The organism is Lagierella sp. ICN-221743 (assembly GCF_037890055.1).
Taxonomy (GTDB): Bacteria; Bacillota; Clostridia; order Tissierellales; family Peptoniphilaceae; genus Mediannikoviicoccus.
The window spans coordinates 74,671-96,496 of sequence record NZ_JBBKBD010000004.1 but is presented as its reverse complement, the minus strand read 5'-3'; the positions used below and the strand labels follow the sequence as shown (position 1 = coordinate 96,496).

Below are 21,826 nucleotides of genomic sequence, written 5' to 3'. Positions count from 1 at the left end.
CCTAATATTCTCCTAAAACGACCCACCTAATTAAAGTTTGTACAAAAATATAAACCACAATTGCACCTGCACCTAGACTTACCAAACTAGCCGCTATCCAAAAATTTAACTTCTTCCAAAACTTGATTTCAGCTCTGTTATATCTTTTCCATCTTCTGTAGCTGTAGACAAACTGTCTTATGTTGTATGCCAGCCTTGTATCTTTAAACTCTTTCTTTTCTTTCTTAATCTCCATTTAAAACCTCCTCATAATCTTTTGTAATAGCTTTAATTAGCCTTGCTTTTTTATCTGATTCTAACCACCTAAACCTTACTTCAAAACTAATGTTCCAAGCTTCTTCTTTGTGTATACATATATAGTCTTCAAATCTTCCTGCCGTCACGATTAAGTGATTGTAATCTGCTTCTAATAAGTAGAAATCAAGCTCCTTGCAGGCTTTTTCTAAATTATTAAACTTAATCATACTCAGCCAACTTTTCTATTAATTCTTTTTTAATTTTTGAAAGTCTATCCAGTTCTTTTTGATCTCTTTCATACATTTTCAATTTCTCTCTTAAAATTTGAATATCTTTTAAACAATAGAATAAATCTTCTTCCAAAATTTCTTTATTTGCTACCATATTTCCATCACTTCCTTTAACTTAAAAATCTTCTTGTTAAGGTTATAAACCTCTTCCTTTAACTCCTCGTTTTCTTTTTTTATTCTTTTATAATCCAGTAGCACCATTTCAGGTTCAGGATTTGTCCCTTCAATCTCTAAAATCTGTCTTAAAGAGTAGCAACACCTATTTATTGGTAGTCTTGTAATCACTCCCTCATCTTCAAGTTTATTGATGTAGTTTTGAGAGCAATTCCACCTTGTTGCTAACTCTTTTTTATTAATTATTGATACATCTGTAATTTCCATAAGTCCCCACCTATTTTCATTTACCTTGTAATTTTGTTCCTTTATAGGAACTTTTATCTCAAAAAAAATTCATTAGGATCTAATTTAAATTCTGAACATAACTTTCTAACTTGCGGAAGTGTAAAATCTTGACCGTTTCTATTGATTTTAGAGCTAAAATTTTGCTCAGTAATACCAAGTAACTTAGCCACGTCCTTGAAAGGTATGTTCTTTTCTACAAAATAAGCTTTTAATTTAAAATATGGTTGTTGCATAGTTTCACCCCCTTTTTTTTGTTCCTATCTTGGAACTAATATAAGTATAATTCATTTTTGTTCCTTTGTCAACAACTTTTTTTCATTTTTTGATAATTTTTTATTGCTATATAGGAACATATTTGATATAATAAAGAAGAAGACGGAGGTGATCACATGAAAAGTTTAGGAGAAAAATTAAGAGAAGTTAGATTAAATCATAATTTATCTATGGACGAATTAACAGAGAGACTTAATAAAAAATATAATCTTAGCATTTCAAAAAGCATGGTTTCAAGGTGGGAAAATGACAAAGCCGAACCTTTAAATACTTACTTGGCAGCATATGCAAAAGAATTTAATCAAGATATGAATTACTTACTAGGTTTAGATGAAAAGGTTGAGTTTTTAGGAAAAGCCGATATTATGCACAGTTATAAATATATACCTACACCAGTAGCAGCAGGTAAGCCTGAAAATATCGACGGACAAAATTATCAAGAAATATCTATACCGTCAAAATTACTTGGTAAGTATGCAGGAAATAGCGACATCATAATCATGAAAGTTTATGGTGATTCAATGAATAAAATTATCCCAAATGACTCCCTAGTGGCAATTTTACCTTATCAATCATCACTAGATATAAAAGACGGAGACATAGTCGTATTTAACGATAGCTCTCACGACTACAGCGTGAAAAGATATTATAAAGTTGATAATAAAATTATATTTAAACCTGAGTCAACCTCTCCTGCTTTTACAGATATAGTCTACGACTTAGAGAGTGAGACTGTAGATATCATAGGAAAGGTAATCATGTATACAGTAGTAATATAGAGTAGGGATTAAACCCCCTACTTTATAAATAAATTTTTAGGAGGAAGAAATGAAAAAAATAATTTTATTGGCAGCACTGATGTTAACACTAACATCATGTGGAGGAAACACGGAGCAATCAAAGCCAGAAGGCACACAAGCTCCAACTAAAGCAACCGAACAAACTGAACAAACTGAGGCTCCAAAAGAAGAAAGTAAAGAACTTGTACTTGGTCAACCTATAACTTTAGGTGACTTTGAAGTAACAGTAAAAGAGTATAGACTTTCAAAAGATTATGAGGGTAAGGATGTTTTAGTTATCACTTATGACTGGAAAAATAACTCAAAAGAAACTATGGCACCTTTCATGTCTATTAATTTCAAAGGATTCCAAGATGGAGTAGAAACTGACGATATGCTTTTTGTAGATGACGTTGACCTTGGAGTAGGACAAAAAGAAGTAAAACCAGGTGCAAGTATAGAAAATTGCTTTGCAACTGTAGGTATTACAGACTTATCAAAACCACTTGAGCTAGAACTTGATGAGCTAATAACTTTATCAAGTGATCCATATAAAACTACTATAGACTTATCTACACTAAATTAAATTAACACAAACAAAAAAATCCCCCGACCAAGAGAGATTTCTTTGAAAAATGTAAAAGTAACATTACAATCTATTAATATTATAACACAAATAACCCCACCCACATATCATTTACCTTATAACATACAAATCTGAAAGGAGACAAACTATGTTATTTGGTGAACCAATTTACAGAGAGAGAAACAACACGATACAGGCAATTTTGCCTTATCGACCAGAAGATAAAAAGACTTGGAGACAAAAATCAAAACAAGGTTTTACAAATATGAACCAAGCCAGGTCTTGGACAATCACAGCTATGAGAGAGTTAGAGTCCATGGACGACCCCTCAAATGAGTACTCAAATATTACGCTACAAGAAGGTATAGACATCTTTTATAAAGCAAGAAAAGATAAATTAGCTTATGGGACTATAAGGCAATATGAACAAGCTTTTAACTTGCTTGAAAATGTACTTGATAAAAAGGTAGTTTCTTTTAAGCCGATTGATTTTAACTTTATACTAAGTGATAAATATAAACCTGGTGCAAGATATAATTTCCAAAGGAACGTGCAGGCGTTATTTAACTTCTTTATAGAAGAACTTGAAATCATAAGTCTAAACCCTTTAAGGAAACAAAAAGTGACTTACAAAGTACAAAAACAAAAGGAAATAATGACGCTAGATGAATACTATAAAATCTTGTACCCCACACTTGAAAAGGACAAAGAATTTCAACTAATGACCGAGGTTAATATCAACACTGGCGTTCGTGCAGGTGAGCTCTTGGGACTTACTATAAGTGATATTAAACCTTATGAAATTTATGTGAACAAACAATTTAATTATAAAATCAAACAATTTGACGAACTAAAAAATAAGAAACCTCATACAGTGCCAATTACAAAACAGTTATATGACAAGATACAAAACCATATCAAATCAAATCCTTTAGATTATCGAGGTAGACTGTTTGTAATATCTTATGACTCATACCGCTCTAAAATAAAAAAACACACAAGCAAAATAGGTTATGAGGGTTTTACCCCTCATTGTTTCAGGCACTCTTTTGCCACTCACTTAATATCTAATGGAGTAGATTTTAAAACAGTTGCCGAACTACTAGGAGACACCGTAGAACTTGTAATGAAAACTTACTCACAAAGAGATGAACAAAGAATTGAAGCCATAAGAGAATTAATGGGATAAACAATCACGAACCATCATAAGCAATAAAATAATTTCTGCCGTTTTTCTGCCGTTTGCGTTTTTCAAGAACTGGAATGTTGGTATTTCAACACATTTAAAGAATTTTCAAATATTATACCATAAAGAAGGACAAAATAAATAGTTGTGGGCTATTTCTATATATGTAGCTCCACAACTACTTCATTTTTATTATAAATTATTTTGTCTGCTATATGTTCAACAATAAAAAGACCCCTGCCATTTGTCTTAGTAAAATCACTACAGCTACACTTGTGGACCTTTATGCCACTGCCCTGGTCCTTTACTTTTATTGTAACTTTTCCGTCGGATAACACAGCACATAGTGAAATGAGTTTATTAAAATTTTCCATATTGCCATGTCTTACTCCGTTTACCATGAGCTCTGTAACTATTAGTCTCAAATCGTAGAGCGTTTTTTCATCGTGTAAGTATGAACTTATATCTCCCATGAATCGCATCGTCATATCGTTGATGTTCTCCATGGTCCCCTTAGCCGTTTCATCAAATCTGTACATTTTTTGCCACCTATGTATTAATTACCCAAGTAGTTTATAAACTAACAAGCCCGTGAAATAAAATTTTATTTTTTGAGTGTCTGTGAAGAGTAAAAGAAACCGTAATTAAAAAACTTGTTTAAAAGAAATATTTAGGGTATAAATATAATGACAACAAAATTATAGGGGGTGTCTTTATGAAAAGATATGTATGTCAACCATGTGGCCATATTTACGATCCAGCAGAAGGAGACGTAGATAACGGAATTGAACCAGGTACAGCATTTGAAGATCTTCCAGAAGATTGGGTTTGCCCTATCTGTGGAGCGGGTAAAGATCAATTTGAACCTGAAGAATAAGAGGTAAAGAGAGGATAAGTCCTCTCTTTTTTAATTTCTGCTTTTTGAATTGTGTTTTGTAGGGTTTCACCCTACTACCTATTTATTTCTAGTATAGGTTTTTGTTTTATTTGCCTTACGGCATTGTTATGTAGGTCTATGACCTACGACCTTTTTATTTCTAATCCGCTTTCTCAACCTATTCCACCAAGGGGGAAAATAGGAACCGTTTCGTACGTTCCTTTCCCCCTTGGAAACCCCCTTTACCTCCCAACGACTTGGGGATATCCCCAAGACCCCTTGTGTAAAGCAGTCGGAAAGCTAAGGCTTTCCTTGCTGTGCCTTCGGCACTTTTTGGGAGTGTCGCAACTTGACATGTCATTCTGATTGAAAATTTTTGCTCTGAAAATTTGAAGTCGAAGAGTCTCGTGAACTTTCCTTAGAAATTTAACGCTAAAGTTTATTGTATTGTTATGTAAGGTCTCACCCTACGACCTTTTTATTTCTAATCCGCTTTTTCTTTTATTATACCAAGGGGGAAAAAGGAACCGTTTCGTACGTTCCTTCCCCCCTTGGAAACCCCCTTTACCTCCCAACGACTTGGGGATATCCCCAAGACCCCTTGTGTAAAGTGGTAGGAAAGCTAAGGCTTTCCTTGCTGTGCCTTCGGCACTTTTATTAGGAATATTATTACCGGTATTGTCATCCTGAACGAAAAATTTGCAAAGCAAATTTGTAGCTGAAGGATCTCAAATATTGTGATTAATTATTGGGAAAGAAGAATACAGTCAAATAAGATTATACAAAACATGATTTTAAAAAAAGAAGAAAATCCAACAAGATTTTCTACATCTTACATTGGGGTTTGGGGTATCCCCCAAGCGTTTTAAGGGTGTAAAAGATTCGGGTTTCAGGGTAAGGATATGAGGGGAAATCTTGGGTCTCATTCATCCTTACCCTGAGAATAGGAAAAATATATTTCATAAAATATGATTACTCAAAGTTTAAAAAACTTTGCTATGTATGCCGCAAGGCAAATTAAACGAATGACCAAACTAGAAATAAAAAAAGTTGTAGGTCACAGACCTACAAAACAAAATTAAATAAAACAACTATGTATAATAGAAATAAAATGGTGGTAGGGCGAAACCCTACAAAACAAAAAAATGTGGAAGTTATTATCATCTATATGTTAATAACTTCCACTACTTATGGTTACTCCAACATTTACTTTTAGGTTCTATCACAACTATCAAATCCTTTCTTTTTAAATTTTCACTTTGTTTTTCAAAATCCTCTGATTATCTGTAATAACATTAGGATTATATATTAAAAACCGAATACCAAGCCTTCTCTTAAAATACTTTCTATATAAAGCTCGACATCTCGAACTAAATACATTTTCGTATTTCTTTTTTTAATTTTAGTTGGGTAACCATTTAATGGTTATCGGTTTGTATTATATTAATACCCACAATTTTTATTTTAAACAAAAATCCACTATTTTTTTGCAAATTTTTTCTTATTTGTTACAATATTTTAATAATTTAACGCATTTAAGCAAATTTTGCATAAAAAGAAAGAACTCCCCGCAGGAGTCCTTTCTCAAAAAAGAAGAAAATCATGAAAAAGCCAGTTATTCTTCGAAACCACTACCATATTTCAAAATAGCTTCAAATTGCTCATGTACCAAGTCCAAATTTATTTTGTTATCTGAACTAAATGGTATTATTAAATCTCTGTCTTCTATTTGAAGTACTTTTGCAATATTTTTTATATATTGTCCATGTTTTGATTTTGCTATTTTGTCCGCCTTATTGGCAATTACAAATCCTGTAAAGCCAATTTCTTTTATCCAATTGTACATTTGCTTGTCCTGTGCTGTTGGATCGTGGCGAATGTCTACTAATAGTACTGTTTCGTAAAGATTTGTTCTATTGTGAAGGTAGGTTTCGATGATTTTTGCCCAATTATCTTTTTCTGATTTGGATACTGCTGCATATCCATATCCTGGTAGGTCTACAAGTCTAAATTCGTGATTTATATTATAGAAGTTTACTGTTCTGGTCTTGCCAGGTTTTGAACTGGTTCTTGCCAAGTTCTTTCTATTTATAAATGCATTTATGAAACTCGACTTGCCTACATTTGATCTACCTGCTAGGGCAATCTCTGGTAGATTATTTTCTGGATATTGTTCTAGTGTGGCTGCAATTTTTTCCAAATCAGCGGTTTTTATCTTCATTATTTATTATGCTTGTGGACTAAATTTTCTTTGAGCAAGTTGTGCGTCAAATTGGAATAGTCCAGCTGCTGAGTCATTTATTCTTTCTAGTGTAAGAATAAGGTCGTCAAATGTTGCTTCTTCTTCAACTTGTTCTTTTAGGAACCATTGTGCTTGAATTTCAGTTTGGTAATCTGCAAGCTCTTTTGCTTCTTTCATTATTTCCATGAAGTTTGCAGTAACTTGTTTTTCGTGGTCAAGTGCTTCTTTGAATACGTTTAATAATGATTTGTATTCTGCCTTTGGTTCTGCAATTTTTGTAAGTTTTATATCATATCCAATTTCTAGTAGATAATGTTCTAATTTGTTTGCATGGAACATTTCTTCTAGTGCTTGTTGATGGAAGAAGTTTGCAACTCCTGGCCAAGTTTCTTTTTCTGCCCATAGTGACATCGCTTTATAGATGTACGCTGATTCTATTTCAAAGTTGTATTGTTTGTTTAGTAAGTCTAATAATTTTTTGTTGCTCATAATATCCTCCTATAAAATTAATATGACAAGTCTTTCTTACCTCAGTGTTATATCTACCCGGCGAATTTTAATTTAAACATTTTTCTATTTTTTTATTTTAATTTTTAAATTCTATTTGTAATAAAAAAAGTTCAAGCAATGCTTGAACCAATTTTAGTCTATATCTATATAGTCATCATCTTCTTTTCTTTGTGAATAGCTATTGTCTTTTATGTTATTGTCTTCTGGATAGATATCTTCTTTCCATGGTAGAACTATAGCTGCAACTATATACATTACAAGTCCTGCAAAGTAACATAGTCCTAGTACTGCTGTAATTATTCTAACTATGGAAACGTCAATGTCAAAGTATTCTGATAGTCCTAGACATACTCCTGATACCATCTTTCCTTCTCTTACTTTGTATAATTTTTTCTTCATTTTACACCTCTATATCTTTTACATTATTATTTTTATACCAATTAAAGTTATATTGAACACCTTCCCAGTTGTAGTTTATGGTGCTTGTTTCTAACTCCCAGTTTTCGTTTTCGTCTAGGTTTGGAAAGTAGCAGTCCACGTCGGGAAAGTCTTCTTGTATCTTTGTAACTATGCACTCATGACAGTAGTCTAAAAACTGTTTATAGATAGAGTCTCCTCCAATAATCATAACTTTATCGGTATCGTGTTTTTTTATTTCTTTAAGTGCCTCTTCTAGGCTTCTTACGGTGATTACATTTTCTCTTCCGTCCATGCTTCTTGAAACTACGATGTTAGTTCTATTTTTAAGTGGTCTTCCTCCTGGTAGCGACTCCAATGTGTTTCTACCCATAACCACAACTTTGTTTGTCGTCTGGTCTACAAAGAATCTCATGTCGTCGGGGATTGAAATCAACATGTCGTTGTCTCTTCCTATTCCCCAGTTATTGTCTACAGCTACTATAGCTTTCATCTTTCACTCCTTAAATTGCCACGGGTATATTTTTAATTTGAGGCCCCGCTTTATAATCGATTAGTTTGAAGTCATCGGGAGTAAAGTCATAAAAGTCTTTTACATCTTTGTTGATTTCAAACTTTGGTGCTTCAAAGGTCTCTCTTTTTATAAGCTCTTCTATAATCGGTACATGTCTGTCGTATATATGTGCATCGGCAATTACATGGATGAGCTCACCTACTTCAAGGCCTGAAACTTGTGCAAACATGTGTACCAGAACTGAATACTGTACTACATTCCAGTTGTTTGCTGCTAAGATGTCCTGTGAACGTTGATTTAATATGGCATTTAATTTATTTCCTGTAACGTTGAAGGTAACTGAGTATGCGCATGGATAAAGCTGCATCTCGTGTAGATCTTCAAAGTTATATAGGTTTGTCATAATGCGCCTTGAATAGGGATTGTGCTTTAAGTCGTAAAGCACTCTGTCAACTTGATCAAACTCTCCCTCTTTATATTTATGTTTTATTCCAAGTTGGTAGCCATAAGCTTTCCCAATGGTGCCTTCTTCGTCTGTCCAACTGTTCCAAATTGAAGACTTAAGTTCGCTTACTCTATTGGATTTTTTTTGCCAAATCCAAAGTAGTTCGTCCACTGTAAGTTTCATTGGGGTTGGTCTAAGGGTTAGAATTGGAAACTCCTTAGACAGGTCATATCTATTTACAACTCCAAATGTTTTAATAGTATGAGCCGGTGTTCCATCTTCCCAGCGTGGTCTAACCTTTTGCCCTTCGGAAGAATATCCATTTTCTAATATGTCTTTACACATTTTTATAAAAATATCATCAGCTCTACTCATATAACTCTCCTACTTTATTTTTTCCCAAGTAACTCCTTGTCTTGTGTCTTTTAATTTTATACCCATTTCTAGTAATTTGTCTCTAATTTCGTCGGCCTTTGCGAAATTTTTTTCTTTTCTTGCATCGGCTCTTTCTTGAATCATCTTCTCAACGTATTCGTCTAAGTTGTCATCTTTTTCTTCTCTTTGTAATATACCAAGAACGTCTGAAAGTTTATTTAATGTGTTCAGTGTCTTTTCAACAATTTCTTTTGAAGAGTTTTCATCAAGATTTGTGTTCGCAAATTTTATTAAATCATAAACTGCAGTTATTGCGTCTGCTGTGTTAAGGTCGTCGTCCATGGCAACTTCAAAGTTTTTAACGATTTTGTCGACTTCACTTGAAAGTTTTTCGTCTAACTCTCCTGGCTTTGCATTTGCAAGAAGTTCTTCTAACTTTTTCTTTCCATTATAAAGTCTTTCTAGCCCATTTTTTGTTGCCTGCATAACCTCTTGACTAAAGTTAATTGGCTTTCTGTAGTGCACTGAAAGTAACCAAAATCTTACAACTTCAAGGTCGTACTCTTTTCTAATGTCGTTTAGTAGGAAGAAGTTGCCCTTGGACTTACTCATCTTTTCGTTGTCAACGGTAATCATGGAGTTGTGCATCCAATAGTTTGCAAAGTCCTTGTCGTGTAGTGACTCTGACTGTGCGATTTCATTTTCGTGGTGTGGGAACTGTAGGTCCTCTCCACCGGCGTGGATGTCGATGGTGTCTCCAAGGATGGACTGTGACATTACTGAACACTCTAAATGCCATCCTGGTCTTCCCATGCCCCATGGTGACTGCCATGCTGGTTCCGATTCTTCTTTTCTCTTCTTCCAAAGTGCAAAGTCCATGGCGTTTTTCTTTTCTGATGAGACTTCTATTCTCTTACCCGCTTGTAGCTCTTCAATGTTTTTTCTTGAAAGCTTTCCATAGTCCTTGGCTTTTGTAATGTCGAAGTACACGTCTCCGTCAACGTTATATGCGATGCCCTTGTCTTCAAGGCCCTTTACAAATTTAATCATCTCTCCAATGTACTCTGTTGCCTTTGGATGTATGGTGTCCTTTTCGTCAAAGTTAAGTTCGTTTGAGTTGTCAAGGTATGCGGCGATGTACTTCTTTGTTATTTCTGTGAAGTCTACATTTTCTTCCTTTGCCCTCTCAATTATCTTGTCGTCAATGTCTGTAAAGTTACTTACATACTTTACAGCATAGCCCTTATATTGAAAATATCTTCTTAATGTGTCGAACACCACCATTGGTCTTGCGTTTCCAACGTGAATGTAGTTATACACCGTAGGGCCACAAACGTAGATGCCCACCTTGCCTTCTTCTATTGGTACAAATTCTTCCTTTTGTCTTGTCAATGTGTTATATACTTTCATCTTTCCTCCTATAAAAAAAGTCTCCTGCAATTGCAAGAGACGAATTATCCGCGGTTCCACTCTATTTGATTAGAAATCTATTCCACTTAAAAGTTCTAACGGTTCAACCGGAATGTATTAAATTCTCATATCAGGCGCATACCTCTGAGTCGGATTGAAGCATTTCACCAAGCTACTTCTCTCTAAAAATCCTAATCAGTTTTTTCCTGATTTTCCTGACTATATTCAATTCTTAAGTTTTTAACATCCTTAGCTTTGCCTCGCATAACTTCAAGGATGATTCCCTTTTCTTTTACATCTACTTTCTTAGTCTTGTCAGACACAACTTCGAAGGAGTCGATTGGGTTTTCGTCGGTGTTTCTTCCGAAGACTAAAATCCAACCACTTTTGTCCGTACCGTAGTAGATACTGCTGACAACGTCATCTTTTTCTTCTTCATATTTTTTTCTATATCTTGACTTAAATAAAAAGTCTTTTTCAAAAACCATAACCTTTAAATCTTTTTTGTTTTTAAGGTCCTCTGCAACGAAGAATAAAATGTCTTCTACTTTTTCTGTCTTTAATTCCTTATAGGTAATACCATCAATAACTCCTGAAGTTATTTGGTCGTAGCTATAGGTTTCGTTGTACTTATTAAAAAGTACAAATGATGCAAAGAACAGAGCTGTTAGAAAAAAGATTATAAGAAATCCTGTAAGCACTTTGTTTTTCATATTATGCTCCTTGTTGGAATTGGTTCAGTCTCTTTTCCAGGCCTTCTTTACCAAGTATTTGAATTATATTTACCAGTTCTGGTCCATGAACATTACCTGTTAAAACTGCTCTCACCGGCATAAATAAATTCTTTCCTTTAACTCCAGTAGCCTTTTGAATTTTTTTCATAACGGTCTTTGCAAACTCTTCATCAACTTCGTCAATGTTTGAAAGTTCTTCTTTAAAGGCTTCTATAAGACTTGGAACCTGTTCTCCTGACGCCATTTCAACTGCGTCTTCTTCAACTATTTCTATTTTGTCTTTAAATAAAAATTCTGATTGTTCAACAATTTCTGAGAACTTGTGAATTGATTCTTGGAAGGTCTGTGCTATTAGTTCAAGTTTTTCTTCTGGAAAATCTTCGTTTATTAGGCCTGCCTCAACCATATATGGTTTTATATACTCTGCAAGCTTTGGTATCTCAAGGGCCTTTACATAATGTGCGTTAACCCAGTCAAGCTTTTCACTGTCAAATACTCCACCAGATTTTGAAACTCTATCGAAGCTAAACTGTTCAATAAGCTGTTCCATGGAAAGTATTTCTTCATTTGTTTCCGGTGACCATCCTACCAATGCAAGGTAGTTTATTAGTCCTTCTGGAAGGTAGCCTTTCTTTCTAAAGTCTTCCACTGAAGCGTCGTCGTTTCTCTTGGAAAGTTTTTTACCAGATTTGTTTAATACCGTTGGTAGATGCACATATTGTGGCGCTTCCCATCCAAAGGCTTCGTATAGGAACACGTGTTTTGGAGTTGATGGTAGCCATTCGTCTCCCCTTACAACATGGGTTATGCCCATTTCGTGGTCGTCTATAACCACAGCGAAGTGGTATGTTGGAAAACCATCTGACTTAATAAGAACTTGGTCGTCCATGTCGTCTGTGTTAATTGTAATTTTTCCCTTTATGGCGTCGTCAAAGGAGATGTCCTTGTTTGCAGGAAGTTTCATTCTTACAACATGTTCTTCGCCATTTGCAATTCTCTCTCTTGCTTCTTCAAGGGAAACTCCTCTACAAAAACCGTCGTACTTTGCAATTTTACCGTCGGCCTTTTGAGCTTCTCTTATGTGGTCAAGCCTTTCCTTTGTGCAGAAACAGTAGTAGGCCTTTCCCTCTTCAATTAACTTGTCAACATACTTATCATAGATGCCTTGCTTTACTCTTTCTGACTGGATATATGGCTTGCAGTCTCCCACATTAATAATGTTTCCATCTTCATCTAGGCTAACACCTTCGTCAATGTCAATGCCCGCCCATTTAAGTTCCTTTATAAGGTTTTCGATGGCTCCTTCCACATATCTTGTTCTATCTGTATCTTCAATTCTTAAAATAAATTTGCCCTTTTGTCCACGAGCGTATAAATAATTATATAGTGCAGTTCTAAGTCCACCAATATGAACATAACCTGTTGGACTTGGTGCGAAACGTAATCTAACTTCTTTCATTTTCTCCCCTTCTCTTTAATATCAAATAACATATATAACAATTTTATCTTTAAACACAAGTTTTTGCAATGGTGCAAGGGCAAAACCTTACATTATTAAATAGTTTAATGAAAATTTTTATGATAAAAGGTTTTCTTTTGTTGTATAATAATATCGAAAGTACTAAAGGAGGGAATGCAAATGAATAAAAAATTTTTAGCTGTACTTTTAGCAGGATCAATGTTAATTCCTGCAGGCAAATCAAATGCATCACAAGGTTTAAAGATAGAGAGAATCAGTGGTGCAAACAGATATGAAACTGCTACTAAGATTTCAGAAAAATATTATGAAAAATCTAAAGTAGTTGTAGTTGCAAGCGGGGAAGTATTTCCTGATGCCCTTGTTGGAAGTACATTGACCATTCAAGAAAAATGGCCACTACTTTTAACTGGCTCAAAAAAACTTAACGAAAACACTAAGAAGGAACTTGAAAGAATAAAACCTGAAAAGGTATATATTCTTGGTGGAGAATCAACAGTGTCAATGGACGTTGAAAGAGAAATTTCAAAGTCATACCCTGTTGAAAGAGTTTCAGGAGCAAATAGATATAAGACTTCTGAAAAGATTGGCGAACTAAGATACAAATTACTTGGCAAAGAAATCGCAAAGGAAAATATTGCAAACTATGTAGCAGACGGAGAAAAATATCCTGACGCACTTGCTGCAGGTCCTCTTGCAGGAAGAAATAAAGAAGGTAAATTTAGTAAGTTGAACCTTGCACCTTCAACTAAGGATATTGAAAACGCCGTTATAATCGGTGGAAAAAGTTCTGTAAAGGGTGAAGAAAGAAGAATCAGCGGTATAAATAGATACCTTACTTCACTTGAAGTTGCAAAGGAATACAAAAAAGAATTTGGCGAACTTAATAAAGTAATCATAGCAAGCGGCGAAGACTATCCAGATGCACTATCAGCATCATCAGCTGCGGCACAACTTAACGCACCTATCCTTCTTGTTACAAAGGACGGAGTTAACGAAAAAGTTCTTTCATTTATAAAAGAAAATGCTAAAGAAATTGTAGTTGTAGGTGGAAACAGTTCAGTTTCTGAAAACAATATTATAAATATGCTATATGGAAAGGACTCAGCCCTTTCATATGCCCTAAGCAAAATGCCAAAGGAACTACAAGACGCAAAGAATAGACCAGCTCTAACAGGTAACGAAAAGTTAGATATTATAAATCTATTCACTAACGGAAATAAAGTTTCTGAACTAACAAGAGTTATTACAAAAGAGCAAGCTCTTAAGGTACTTGGCCTTGAAGCCGGCGAATATGACGAAGCCGTTTTAAAAGCAGCTGCCGCATATAAATTAGGTTCAAATGTAGAAGCTGGAACTTTAAAAGATTTCATTAAGGGAACAGAATTAAAACCAATTATCGACAAAATGGTTAAGGGACTTGTAGCTAATAACGACGTTAAGGCTATGAAGTCTGGCGACATTTCAAACCCATATGTAGCATTTGAACTTGGCAAAGAGTACGACAAGGCAAAGGTGTTAACAAATAACGACGCATTTAGAGCCGGTGTTGAGCTTATTACAAAAAACGAAGCTACAGGCTTTAACATAATCTCAAAGGACTATGCAAACTCATTTGATAAGAGCAAGACTTTTGTTTACAGCCAAGACTCAATCGAAAATGTAAACCAACTTTTAGCCATCCTAAGAATGGAAGGTATTAAAGGTAAGGTTGCAATAGAACCAAAGTCTTCAGCATATGAATATAGAAAAGAATGGGGCGAACCAGCTCCTGCAACTGACAAGTATGAAGTTGTGAAGGTAAAAGACAACAAGATGATTGCAAACTCAATCGAATTTAATATCTATATTGAATTCGAAAACAAAACAGATATGCAAAAACTTGATAAACTTGTTATTGCAAATGGAATGAAGACAAAAGATATGCCTAAAGGCGAAAACAGAATCGCAGACTCATGGTGGGTTCCACTATATAGCACAACAGCAGAAATGGGCGAAGGATACGGAAACCTAATCGACAATAGAATCGAAAAAGATAATCTAATCCTTCACACATTTACCCTTGAAAAGGACAGCGAAAAAGTTATTAAGACTTTAAATGAAACTCTAAAGGGAAGCACTGCAACTGCAGTAAAGATTTGGGTAAACAATCCATTTATAGATTATATTAAAGGTGACAACTAGACCTTAGTCTATAGAAAAATTAATCGGCATAAGAGAAATCCTATGCCGATTTTTATTACTATAATATTGGAGGGGCTATGGAGAATATTGACAAGGTCGATGATATTGAAAGAAAGCTTGATGAAGCAGATAAATATGCCGAAAAAAATTCCACTCGATTGGAAATAGATGAAGTTACAATGGAGCTTAAGAAGGTTATAGCTAACAATAAACTTTAAAACAGACCGACAAATTTGCCGGTCTGTTTTTTTAGTGCATACACACTTTAATATCTTCTTTTGTCTTTTCTTCCATCTTTTGAGATTCTTTTTTTCTTAGATGTCTAATCCATATATATATTAAAATGCTTTCGATTCCTATAATGGCGGTTAACACATAAAATATATATTTATATCCTACGATTCCTGGATTCTTATCAATTATATTTCCTGCAGTTATTGAAACGAACATTTCTGGGATAGCTCCAACAGTGGAGATAAGCCCCGCTGCCGTTCCAGAATATTCTACAGGAATATCACTTTGACTAATCATAGTCCACGACATTGCATAGTTCATATTAAAAAACACTAATATTAACACATATAGTACAGCAACCATCCATATGAATTTCGGATTTATTGGAACAAGTATAAATATAATTTGTAATGCAAAGATAAAAATATATGCAGATAGCATTAACTTACCTGTTCCTATTCTATCAGCTAAGTATCCTCCAGATATATTACCTCCTATTGAACCAAATCTACGCAATAATCCCATAGTTGCTCCAAAGGCTACAGAAGCTCCAAGTATTTGCGTTGTATAAGGTATATAATAGTATACCGCTAAACAAAATATGTGGTTAAAGAAGGATACTAAACAAATTATCCATGTTGCAGGATTTTTTAATAACTTTGATATACCTTTAAAGCTAACACTTCCTGTTGCTAGCACCATCTTATCATCTTTTATGAAGTAATGAGCACAAACAGCCATAATTATATTTGTAATGGAATAGAATAAAATTACATATTTCATAGCTAGTAATTTATTGTCCATTCCTGATACCCCTATTCTAAATAGTATCAAGGCTATTAACGCTATTATGCTTGCAGCAATATTTCTTCCACCTTCAAAAAAACCATAGGCCTTTCCTTCGTTTGTATCATCAGAAACTACTCTAATAGCTTTTACACAAGCTGGCCAAAATGCAAAAGTAGTAGAAACTCCCCAAACTGCATATATTATAAGTAGCCCTTTGAACCCTAGAGGCAATAGATGTGCAAATCCACCAATTCCTGTAATTAATAAAGAAACTACTATAATTTTTTTTACATTTAAACCGTCTGCTATTACTCCCCCAAACAAATAGGATATAATTCCAAAAAATCCAATTATAGATCCAAATACACCCATTTGAGTGTTAGTTAAGTTATATGTCTTTAAATAAACATCATAATACTCAAACCTAAAGAATGGTAGTCCTGAAATAACAGCAACTCCAAACGCAAGCAGTATTATAAGTCCGAAGTTTTCCTTCAAATCTCCCTTTATACCTATTTTATCAAGAAAGTTACTCATAAAAACATCCTACTTTTCATTTATTGATTCTATCTGATAGGTTTGGCCTTTATCATATGTTTTTGAGAAGATAGTAAAATCATTGTAAAAAAATCTGCCTGCATAAACTCCTCTTTCACAGCCTTCACTACTCATCTCAAAATTAGACCAATCACCTAGTTTTTCTTTAACTTCATCTTGAGTTAAAGTTTCTCCTATCAGTTTTTGTGCATTCGCTTTTGCTTTTGCTTCCGATACCGTTTCTTCTGTGCTAGCAGTATTTTTATTAGCTTCATTTTCACTGTTAAGAGTAGAAGTTGTAATATAATAGAAAGATCCAGCTATCAAAATAGCAAAAACAATAAATACTACTAAAATTTTTTTATTTTTCATCTACTTTATCACCTAGTATATTTACATCATCTCTAACATCATTACCATTTTCATCTACTACTGTATCTAAGTATTTATCGTAATGAACTTTTTTCCCATTATGATCTATAAATTCATTTCCTAAATTAGACCATGGAATCCATCCATTACCCCATTGCTTAATTGTATTTATATCATTTGATTGACAGAAGTAGGATATATGAGCTGCTCCCCAACTATCACCACAGAAAAATGCAATAGTTTGAGATGGATCTAATCCATATTCAGTCATATGTGAAATAAGTTCTTCTTTTGTTCTTGGTGTATTATCTACATTATCAAAATATTGACCTTCTTTTTTATCCCCTTGAGGACACCAAATGGAACCATCAATTCTTCCTGCTAAGTCATGATATCCATATCCTGAATATTCTCCATCCCATTCATCCTTGCCTCTATTGTCGGCAACTTGACCAGGAGTTTTTCCTGCTAAGATAGATTTTATTGTATCTGTCCATAGTATTTCATCTGGATTAGCTATATTATCTGCTCCAAAACTTTCTACTGAGTTTGGAATTACTAAAGTTTCTTTAGCAGTGTCTAATTCATATCCATTATACTTCCATGCAGTCAATGCCCCTGACATTGCATACACTTTTACGCCTAAACTTCTTAACATATATCCTAATCTTGCTTGAGGTGATGTTCCTGTTCCTGAAACAATTACGATTGAATCTTTTGTTATCCCATATTGAGTACAAACTGAATCACGGAATTCTTCAAGAGAAATTAACCTCCATTCTTTTGCATAGTCAGATCTCTTTTCTGGTACGTAAACTCTTGGTCTTTCATATGAATCTGTATTTATATGCACAGATCCCGGTACATGTCCTACTGTAAAATATGTAGAAGCTCCAGCATTTCCCCAACCTACATCTACAAGTACTACTTTATCTATATTATCTCCAATAATTTCTTTAGCTTCAGCTGATAATTCACTAGACTTTCCTGTCTTAACATCAGAAATGTTTTTAACTATTTCAGTTGGTAAAAACATATTATGGTTTTCATAGGATACTAAATCTTTACCTTCATCTATAATTTCTTTTGCAGAAAATACTTTTACCTTAGATATACCTTCATCATTAAAATATTTCGCAACATGTGCAGCTTGTTCTCCAGAATAATCATATACGATAACATTTTTATCTTTGCTAATTCCTTGACTTTCTAAAGCTCTTTTTAAGTACGCTTCTCTAGGAGCTTCAGCTGAATATTCACAGTCTAACCATCTAGATGAGAAAAGTTTTGCATTTTTTAAATGTCCGCCATTCTTAGCCCCTTCTAAAGCCCATCCAGAATAATTTTCTTGAGGTCTAGCGTCTACTAATAATGTGTCTCCATCTGCCTTGTCCATTGCAGTTTTTACATCATCAATACTTGCCATTTCAAAATCACTCATTTTTGCATCATTTTTATAAGATTTTGAAACTTCCTTTTCTTCCTCTGTTGCTTGTGATTCTTGTGTAGTATTTGTTTCTTCCACTTTAGAACCAGTTTCTTCTGATTGATTATTTTCTTTAGATTTACATCCTGCAAAAATCGTCAATGTCATTGCAAATATTAACACTAAAGATAATACTTTTTTCTTCATTTAAATCTCCCTTCTGAAATAAATTTTTTTGAGTTTATGATATTTTTTTAACTCAAAATTATTATAACTCTAAATATTACTTACTTCAAGTTTTGTCATTAATCTAGAGTTATTTTAATTAATCTGCAATGTCTTTTATTCAGCAATATGTTTTCGTTAAAAATCGGCATAGAATCCTATGCCGATTTTTTTAATGTCTAAAATGTCTTGTGTGGGTAAATACAATTGCCATATCGTGTTCGTTAGCGTAATCTATTACATCTTGGTCCTTCACTGATCCTCCTGGTTGGATTATGGCAGTGATTCCCTTTTCATGTAGTAGTTCCATTGTATCTACAAAGAAAAATCCATCGGAAGCAAATACTGCGCCATTTACTTTTTCCCCTGCTCGGTCTAGTGCTTCTTCAACGGCCCATGCCCTCATGGTCTCTCCTTGGCCGATGCCTAGGGTCTGTCCGTCCTTTGCAACTACAACTCCGTTTGATGCGACGCTCTTTGCACACTTCCATGCAAATTCAAGTTGTTTTAATTCTTCTTCGCTAGGTCTTCTATTTGTAACAAAGTCAAGCTCGCCGGTGTATAGTATGTCGTCTGAGTCTTGAACTAAAATTCCATTTAAAACTTGTTTTATCTGTTTATCTTCAAGTTTTACTTCGTTCATGTTGGAGATTTCTATTAGTCTAATATTTTTCTTTGTTTCAAGAATTTCAATAGCTTCCTTTGAGAAAGATGGTGCTGCAATTACTTCCAAAAATATTTCTGACATCTTTTGGGCAGTTTCTTTATCCACTTCTCTATTTAGTACGATAATTCCACCGAAGATTGAAACTGAATCACATTCGTAGGCCTTGGTGTAGGCTTCATAAATATTTTCTCCAACTCCAATGCCACATGGGTTTGTATGTTTAACTGCAACGACACATGGTTCATCAAAAACCTTGTTGGCTTTGAAAGCACCGGTTAAGTCGTTTAGGTTATTATATGAAAGCTCTTTGCCATGAAGCTGTTTTAGTTCTAGCTTTCCAAATGGTGTTGAGTCTTCGTAGTAGGCAGCCTTTTGATGTGGGTTTTCTCCATATCTAAGCTCTTGAACTAATTCGTATGACTTGTTTAATTTTTCAGGAAACTCTTCTTCTGCCTTTGTGTTAAAGTAGTCGGCGATTAAACTGTCGTAGGTGGCAGTTAATTGAAAGGCCTCTTTTGCAAGTTTCATTCTGAAGTCTTGATCGTCTGTCTTTTCTTTTAATCTCTTTATAACTTCGTCATACTGACTCTTGTCTGTAACTATTAGACAGTGTTTATAGTTCTTTGCGCAGGCACGAATCATAGATGGACCACCGATGTCGATGTTTTCGATTGTGTCTTCATGGCTTGACCTATTTGCAACCACTTCTTTGAATGGATATAGGCTATTTACAACCATGTCGATGGACTCAATGCCCTGTTCTTTTAGTGTTTTAACATCTTCTTCGTTATCCCTTCTAAATAAAATTCCGCCGTGGATAAATGGATGTAATGTCTTTACTCTACCTCCAAGTATTTCGGGAAAGTTTGTAACGGAAGAAACTTCTTTAACAGCTACTCCCGCTTCCTTTAATTTTTTAAAGCTACCTCCAGTGGAGATAATCTCCCATCCTAAATCTTCCAGTCCTTTTGCAAATTCAACTATATTTTCCTTGTCATAAACAGAAATTAATGCTCGCATTTTTTCTCCTTTATATATACCATATGTCTTTTTACTTCCAGTCTGTCTTCACAAAAATATTTACAACTTTTTACAAGTAGTGGATGCTCTTGTTCAAGAATTCTTCTAGCCAAGGTCTTGTAGTCGTCACCTTGCTTTACTTCAACAACCTTTTGAAAAATTATTGGTCCTCCATCTGCAATCTCGTTTACAAAGTGGGTTGTGCATCCAGAAACTTTTACACCTCTTTCAATGGCCGCCCTATGTACATGTTCGCCATAGAACCCTTCGCCACAAAATGAAGGGATTAGTGAAGGGTGTATGTTTATAATCTTATTATTAAAATGGTTTATAAAGACTTCTGGAAGAATTTTTAAATATCCCGCAAGAACTATTAAGTCAATTTTTTCTTGTTCCAGGAGATTTTTTATTTTTTCAAAATCCCTTTCCACAACTGCTTTAATATTATTTTCTTTCGCCCTTTGTAACACATATGCCTTAGGGTTGTCGGATATGATTATCCTAACAACCCCGGCAATTTCATTTTGTTTACAAGCATCTATTATGGCTTGGGCGTTGGAGCCTGATCCCGATGCAAGTATGGCAATATTTTTAGTACTCAAGGCAAACTTCCCTATGGCCTTCTTCTACAGTGCCAAGTTCTATAAGTTCTTCATCGGTGTTTTCAAAGAAGGCTTTAACTTTTTCGCTGTCCTTAGCATCCACTGCAAACACAAATCCAATTCCCATGTTGAATGTGTTATACATCTCTTCTCTTTCAATGTTTCCCTTTTCTTCAATCAGTTTAAATATTTCAGGGATTTCAAAGTCCTTAAGATTTATTTTTGCCTTTGTGTCTTCAGGTAACATTCTTGGAACATTTTCGTAAAGTCCTCCACCTGTTATGTGGCACATGCCCTTAACTTCAACTTCGTCCATTAGGGAAAGCATGGTCTTAACGTAAATTCTCGTAGGAACTAGTAGTGCTTCTCCAATGGTTGTGTCACCAAATTTGTCGCTGTACTTTAGTCCTGCAGTCTCTACAACTTTTCTCACTAATGAAAATCCATTGGAGTGAACTCCTGATGACTTTAGTCCAAATAAGACATTGCCCGGTCTAATGCTGCTACCAGAAATAATTTTGTCCTTGTCTACAATACCAACTGCAAAGCCAGCAAGGTCATAGTCGTCTACTGCATATACTCCTGGCATCTCCGCAGTCTCGCCGCCAATTAATGCACAGCCTGCCTTATAACAACCTTCTGAAACGCCTTCAACGATTTGTGCCATCTTCTCTGGTACAACCTTACCTGTTCCAATGTAGTCAAGGAAGAATAATGGTTTTGCACCTTGGCATAATACGTCATTCACACACATGGCAACGCAGTCTTGGCCAATTGTGTTATTTATTCCAAGTTCCCTTGCAATAAGTACCTTTGTACCAACTCCGTCGGTTCCTGAAACTAGTACGGGATTTTTGTAATTAAATGAGCCGATATCAAATAATCCTGCAAATCCACCTAGATCTGTTAGTACGTTTTTATCATGGGTCTTCTTTACCATATCCTTAATAAGGTTAACCGTTTCGTAACCAGCTTCTTTATCTACGCCGGCTGCTTTGTAATCTATTGACATATTT

Annotated in this window: 26 protein-coding genes and 1 other annotated feature; of the genes, 6 read left to right on the top strand and 20 right to left on the bottom strand. The window is 34.6% G+C overall.

Features of this window, described 5'->3' with window-relative positions; all coding sequences use genetic code 11:
* Position 1: 1 nt before the first annotated feature.
* Genes WKS98_RS03250 through WKS98_RS03230 form a run of 5 tightly spaced genes read right to left on the bottom strand, consistent with a single transcriptional unit; the run spans position 2 to position 1,162 of the window.
* Complete coding sequence (locus WKS98_RS03250; RefSeq protein WP_498916869.1) at positions 2-235, bottom strand: hypothetical protein; 234 nt, start codon at positions 233-235, stop codon at positions 2-4.
* Positions 225-464, bottom strand: coding sequence for a hypothetical protein (locus WKS98_RS03245; protein WP_498916868.1), 240 nt, complete (start codon positions 462-464; stop codon positions 225-227). Before WKS98_RS03245 ends, WKS98_RS03250 begins: the two co-directional genes overlap by 11 nt.
* Positions 457-621 carry a hypothetical protein gene (locus WKS98_RS03240; protein WP_498916866.1) on the bottom strand — a complete coding sequence of 55 codons (165 nt, stop codon included), beginning with the start codon at positions 619-621 and terminating at the stop codon, positions 457-459. Before WKS98_RS03240 ends, WKS98_RS03245 begins: the two co-directional genes overlap by 8 nt.
* Positions 615-908, bottom strand: a complete 294-nt coding sequence (locus WKS98_RS03235) for a hypothetical protein (protein ID WP_498916865.1) — start codon at positions 906-908, stop codon at positions 615-617. Before WKS98_RS03235 ends, WKS98_RS03240 begins: the two co-directional genes overlap by 7 nt.
* Before the next feature lie 53 nt (positions 909-961).
* Positions 962-1,162 (bottom strand): helix-turn-helix domain-containing protein, encoded by a 201-nt coding sequence (locus WKS98_RS03230; protein ID WP_498916863.1) that lies wholly within the window; start codon positions 1,160-1,162, stop codon positions 962-964.
* A gap of 156 nt (positions 1,163-1,318) precedes the next feature.
* On the opposite strand from WKS98_RS03230, the gene WKS98_RS03225 reads away from it, so the two are divergent.
* The 3 genes from WKS98_RS03225 (at position 1,319) to WKS98_RS03215 (ending at position 3,756) form a co-directional block, all read left to right on the top strand.
* The gene (locus WKS98_RS03225; protein WP_498916861.1) at positions 1,319-1,981 is read left to right on the top strand and encodes a LexA family protein; all 663 of its coding nucleotides are present in this window, start codon (positions 1,319-1,321) and stop codon (positions 1,979-1,981) included.
* Positions 1,982-2,030: 49 nt separating this feature from the next.
* Positions 2,031-2,567, top strand: coding sequence for a DUF5067 domain-containing protein (locus tag WKS98_RS03220; RefSeq protein ID WP_498916860.1), 537 nt, complete (start codon positions 2,031-2,033; stop codon positions 2,565-2,567).
* Positions 2,568-2,715: 148 nt separating this feature from the next.
* A complete protein-coding gene (locus WKS98_RS03215) occupies positions 2,716-3,756 on the top strand; it encodes a tyrosine-type recombinase/integrase (RefSeq protein WP_498916858.1) in 1,041 nt (346 codons plus the stop codon).
* A 155-nt stretch (positions 3,757-3,911) separates the two neighbouring features.
* On the opposite strand, the gene WKS98_RS03210 is transcribed toward WKS98_RS03215, so the two are convergent.
* Positions 3,912-4,292, bottom strand: a complete 381-nt coding sequence (locus tag WKS98_RS03210) for an ATP-binding protein (RefSeq protein WP_498916856.1) — start codon at positions 4,290-4,292, stop codon at positions 3,912-3,914.
* A gap of 176 nt (positions 4,293-4,468) precedes the next feature.
* Here WKS98_RS03210 and rd point away from each other — a divergent pair, with 176 nt between their 5' ends.
* On the top strand, positions 4,469-4,630 hold the full coding sequence (gene rd / locus WKS98_RS03205) for a rubredoxin (RefSeq protein WP_237036881.1): 162 nt from the start codon (positions 4,469-4,471) through the stop codon (positions 4,628-4,630).
* Between the two features lie 1,615 nt (positions 4,631-6,245).
* On the opposite strand, the gene yihA is transcribed toward rd, so the two are convergent.
* The 8 genes from yihA to gltX all read right to left on the bottom strand — a co-directional run bounded on the left by yihA (position 6,246) and on the right by gltX (position 12,736).
* Complete coding sequence (yihA, locus tag WKS98_RS03200) at positions 6,246-6,851, bottom strand: ribosome biogenesis GTP-binding protein YihA/YsxC (RefSeq protein ID WP_498916854.1); 606 nt, start codon at positions 6,849-6,851, stop codon at positions 6,246-6,248.
* A 6-nt stretch (positions 6,852-6,857) separates the two neighbouring features.
* Positions 6,858-7,361, bottom strand: a complete 504-nt coding sequence (locus WKS98_RS03195) for a ferritin (protein WP_498916852.1) — start codon at positions 7,359-7,361, stop codon at positions 6,858-6,860.
* Between the two features lie 153 nt (positions 7,362-7,514).
* The gene (locus tag WKS98_RS03190; protein WP_498916850.1) at positions 7,515-7,781 is read right to left on the bottom strand and encodes a PspC domain-containing protein; all 267 of its coding nucleotides are present in this window, start codon (positions 7,779-7,781) and stop codon (positions 7,515-7,517) included.
* A 1-nt stretch (position 7,782) separates the two neighbouring features.
* Entirely contained in the window at positions 7,783-8,292 is a 510-nt protein-coding gene (locus tag WKS98_RS03185) for a dihydrofolate reductase (RefSeq protein ID WP_498916848.1), read from the bottom strand.
* Positions 8,293-8,302: 10 nt separating this feature from the next.
* On the bottom strand, positions 8,303-9,133 hold the full coding sequence (thyA, locus tag WKS98_RS03180) for a thymidylate synthase (RefSeq protein WP_498916846.1): 831 nt from the start codon (positions 9,131-9,133) through the stop codon (positions 8,303-8,305).
* Positions 9,134-9,142: 9 nt separating this feature from the next.
* Positions 9,143-10,543 carry a cysteine--tRNA ligase gene (gene cysS, locus WKS98_RS03175; RefSeq protein WP_498916844.1) on the bottom strand — a complete coding sequence of 467 codons (1,401 nt, stop codon included), beginning with the start codon at positions 10,541-10,543 and terminating at the stop codon, positions 9,143-9,145.
* A gap of 32 nt (positions 10,544-10,575) precedes the next feature.
* Positions 10,576-10,760: a binding site (T-box leader), on the bottom strand.
* Positions 10,735-11,256 carry a hypothetical protein gene (locus tag WKS98_RS03170; RefSeq protein WP_498916843.1) on the bottom strand — a complete coding sequence of 174 codons (522 nt, stop codon included), beginning with the start codon at positions 11,254-11,256 and terminating at the stop codon, positions 10,735-10,737. (Overlaps the previous feature by 26 nt.)
* A gap of 1 nt (position 11,257) precedes the next feature.
* Positions 11,258-12,736 (bottom strand): glutamate--tRNA ligase, encoded by a 1,479-nt coding sequence (gene gltX, locus WKS98_RS03165; RefSeq protein ID WP_498916841.1) that lies wholly within the window; start codon positions 12,734-12,736, stop codon positions 11,258-11,260.
* Positions 12,737-12,916: 180 nt separating this feature from the next.
* Here gltX and WKS98_RS03160 point away from each other — a divergent pair, with 180 nt between their 5' ends.
* Together WKS98_RS03160 and WKS98_RS03155 are read left to right on the top strand one after the other, a co-directional pair.
* Positions 12,917-14,938 (top strand): cell wall-binding repeat-containing protein, encoded by a 2,022-nt coding sequence (locus WKS98_RS03160; protein ID WP_498916839.1) that lies wholly within the window; start codon positions 12,917-12,919, stop codon positions 14,936-14,938.
* A gap of 77 nt (positions 14,939-15,015) precedes the next feature.
* Positions 15,016-15,156 (top strand): hypothetical protein, encoded by a 141-nt coding sequence (locus tag WKS98_RS03155; protein ID WP_498916838.1) that lies wholly within the window; start codon positions 15,016-15,018, stop codon positions 15,154-15,156.
* Between the two features lie 31 nt (positions 15,157-15,187).
* Here WKS98_RS03155 and WKS98_RS03150 read toward each other — a convergent pair whose 3' ends face one another.
* The 6 genes from WKS98_RS03150 to purM form a co-directional block, all read right to left on the bottom strand.
* Positions 15,188-16,498, bottom strand: coding sequence for an MFS transporter (locus WKS98_RS03150; protein ID WP_498916836.1), 1,311 nt, complete (start codon positions 16,496-16,498; stop codon positions 15,188-15,190).
* A 9-nt stretch (positions 16,499-16,507) separates the two neighbouring features.
* Entirely contained in the window at positions 16,508-16,870 is a 363-nt protein-coding gene (locus WKS98_RS03145; protein ID WP_498916835.1) for a hypothetical protein, read from the bottom strand.
* Positions 16,860-18,503, bottom strand: coding sequence for a rhodanese-like domain-containing protein (locus WKS98_RS03140; RefSeq protein WP_498916834.1), 1,644 nt, complete (start codon positions 18,501-18,503; stop codon positions 16,860-16,862). The genes WKS98_RS03145 and WKS98_RS03140 overlap by 11 nt, the downstream gene beginning before the upstream one ends.
* 190 nt (positions 18,504-18,693) lie before the next feature.
* A complete protein-coding gene (gene purH / locus WKS98_RS03135) occupies positions 18,694-20,208 on the bottom strand; it encodes a bifunctional phosphoribosylaminoimidazolecarboxamide formyltransferase/IMP cyclohydrolase (protein ID WP_498916832.1) in 1,515 nt (504 codons plus the stop codon).
* Positions 20,196-20,810, bottom strand: coding sequence for a phosphoribosylglycinamide formyltransferase (purN, locus tag WKS98_RS03130; RefSeq protein WP_498916831.1), 615 nt, complete (start codon positions 20,808-20,810; stop codon positions 20,196-20,198). Before purN ends, purH begins: the two co-directional genes overlap by 13 nt.
* Positions 20,800-21,822 carry a phosphoribosylformylglycinamidine cyclo-ligase gene (gene purM, locus WKS98_RS03125; RefSeq protein ID WP_498916830.1) on the bottom strand — a complete coding sequence of 341 codons (1,023 nt, stop codon included), beginning with the start codon at positions 21,820-21,822 and terminating at the stop codon, positions 20,800-20,802. The genes purN and purM overlap by 11 nt, the downstream gene beginning before the upstream one ends.
* Positions 21,823-21,826 lie beyond the last annotated feature (4 nt).

What these genes read in the sequence shown, in the direction of transcription:
- WKS98_RS03230 (WP_498916863.1), bottom strand. Translation starts at nt 1,162, where the DNA reads ATGCAACAACCATATTTTAAATTAAAAGCTTATTTTGTAGAAAAGAAC.
- purM (WP_498916830.1), bottom strand. Translation starts at nt 21,822, where the DNA reads ATGTCAATAGATTACAAAGCAGCCGGCGTAGATAAAGAAGCTGGTTAC.
- purH (WP_498916832.1), bottom strand. Translation starts at nt 20,208, where the DNA reads ATGCGAGCATTAATTTCTGTTTATGACAAGGAAAATATAGTTGAATTT.
- WKS98_RS03190 (WP_498916850.1), bottom strand. Translation starts at nt 7,781, where the DNA reads ATGAAGAAAAAATTATACAAAGTAAGAGAAGGAAAGATGGTATCAGGA.
- WKS98_RS03140 (WP_498916834.1), bottom strand. Translation starts at nt 18,503, where the DNA reads ATGAAGAAAAAAGTATTATCTTTAGTGTTAATATTTGCAATGACATTG.
- WKS98_RS03250 (WP_498916869.1), bottom strand. Translation starts at nt 235, where the DNA reads ATGGAGATTAAGAAAGAAAAGAAAGAGTTTAAAGATACAAGGCTGGCA.
- WKS98_RS03155 (WP_498916838.1), top strand. Translation starts at nt 15,016, where the DNA reads ATGGAGAATATTGACAAGGTCGATGATATTGAAAGAAAGCTTGATGAA.
- thyA (WP_498916846.1), bottom strand. Translation starts at nt 9,133, where the DNA reads ATGAGTAGAGCTGATGATATTTTTATAAAAATGTGTAAAGACATATTA.
- WKS98_RS03145 (WP_498916835.1), bottom strand. Translation starts at nt 16,870, where the DNA reads ATGAAAAATAAAAAAATTTTAGTAGTATTTATTGTTTTTGCTATTTTG.
- WKS98_RS03240 (WP_498916866.1), bottom strand. Translation starts at nt 621, where the DNA reads ATGGTAGCAAATAAAGAAATTTTGGAAGAAGATTTATTCTATTGTTTA.
- WKS98_RS03225 (WP_498916861.1), top strand. Translation starts at nt 1,319, where the DNA reads ATGAAAAGTTTAGGAGAAAAATTAAGAGAAGTTAGATTAAATCATAAT.
- WKS98_RS03170 (WP_498916843.1), bottom strand. Translation starts at nt 11,256, where the DNA reads ATGAAAAACAAAGTGCTTACAGGATTTCTTATAATCTTTTTTCTAACA.
- gltX (WP_498916841.1), bottom strand. Translation starts at nt 12,736, where the DNA reads ATGAAAGAAGTTAGATTACGTTTCGCACCAAGTCCAACAGGTTATGTT.
- WKS98_RS03235 (WP_498916865.1), bottom strand. Translation starts at nt 908, where the DNA reads ATGGAAATTACAGATGTATCAATAATTAATAAAAAAGAGTTAGCAACA.
- WKS98_RS03210 (WP_498916856.1), bottom strand. Translation starts at nt 4,292, where the DNA reads ATGTACAGATTTGATGAAACGGCTAAGGGGACCATGGAGAACATCAAC.
- rd (WP_237036881.1), top strand. Translation starts at nt 4,469, where the DNA reads ATGAAAAGATATGTATGTCAACCATGTGGCCATATTTACGATCCAGCA.
- cysS (WP_498916844.1), bottom strand. Translation starts at nt 10,543, where the DNA reads ATGAAAGTATATAACACATTGACAAGACAAAAGGAAGAATTTGTACCA.
- yihA (WP_498916854.1), bottom strand. Translation starts at nt 6,851, where the DNA reads ATGAAGATAAAAACCGCTGATTTGGAAAAAATTGCAGCCACACTAGAA.
- WKS98_RS03215 (WP_498916858.1), top strand. Translation starts at nt 2,716, where the DNA reads ATGTTATTTGGTGAACCAATTTACAGAGAGAGAAACAACACGATACAG.
- WKS98_RS03150 (WP_498916836.1), bottom strand. Translation starts at nt 16,498, where the DNA reads ATGAGTAACTTTCTTGATAAAATAGGTATAAAGGGAGATTTGAAGGAA.
- WKS98_RS03245 (WP_498916868.1), bottom strand. Translation starts at nt 464, where the DNA reads ATGATTAAGTTTAATAATTTAGAAAAAGCCTGCAAGGAGCTTGATTTC.
- WKS98_RS03220 (WP_498916860.1), top strand. Translation starts at nt 2,031, where the DNA reads ATGAAAAAAATAATTTTATTGGCAGCACTGATGTTAACACTAACATCA.
- WKS98_RS03195 (WP_498916852.1), bottom strand. Translation starts at nt 7,361, where the DNA reads ATGAGCAACAAAAAATTATTAGACTTACTAAACAAACAATACAACTTT.
- WKS98_RS03185 (WP_498916848.1), bottom strand. Translation starts at nt 8,292, where the DNA reads ATGAAAGCTATAGTAGCTGTAGACAATAACTGGGGAATAGGAAGAGAC.
- WKS98_RS03160 (WP_498916839.1), top strand. Translation starts at nt 12,917, where the DNA reads ATGAATAAAAAATTTTTAGCTGTACTTTTAGCAGGATCAATGTTAATT.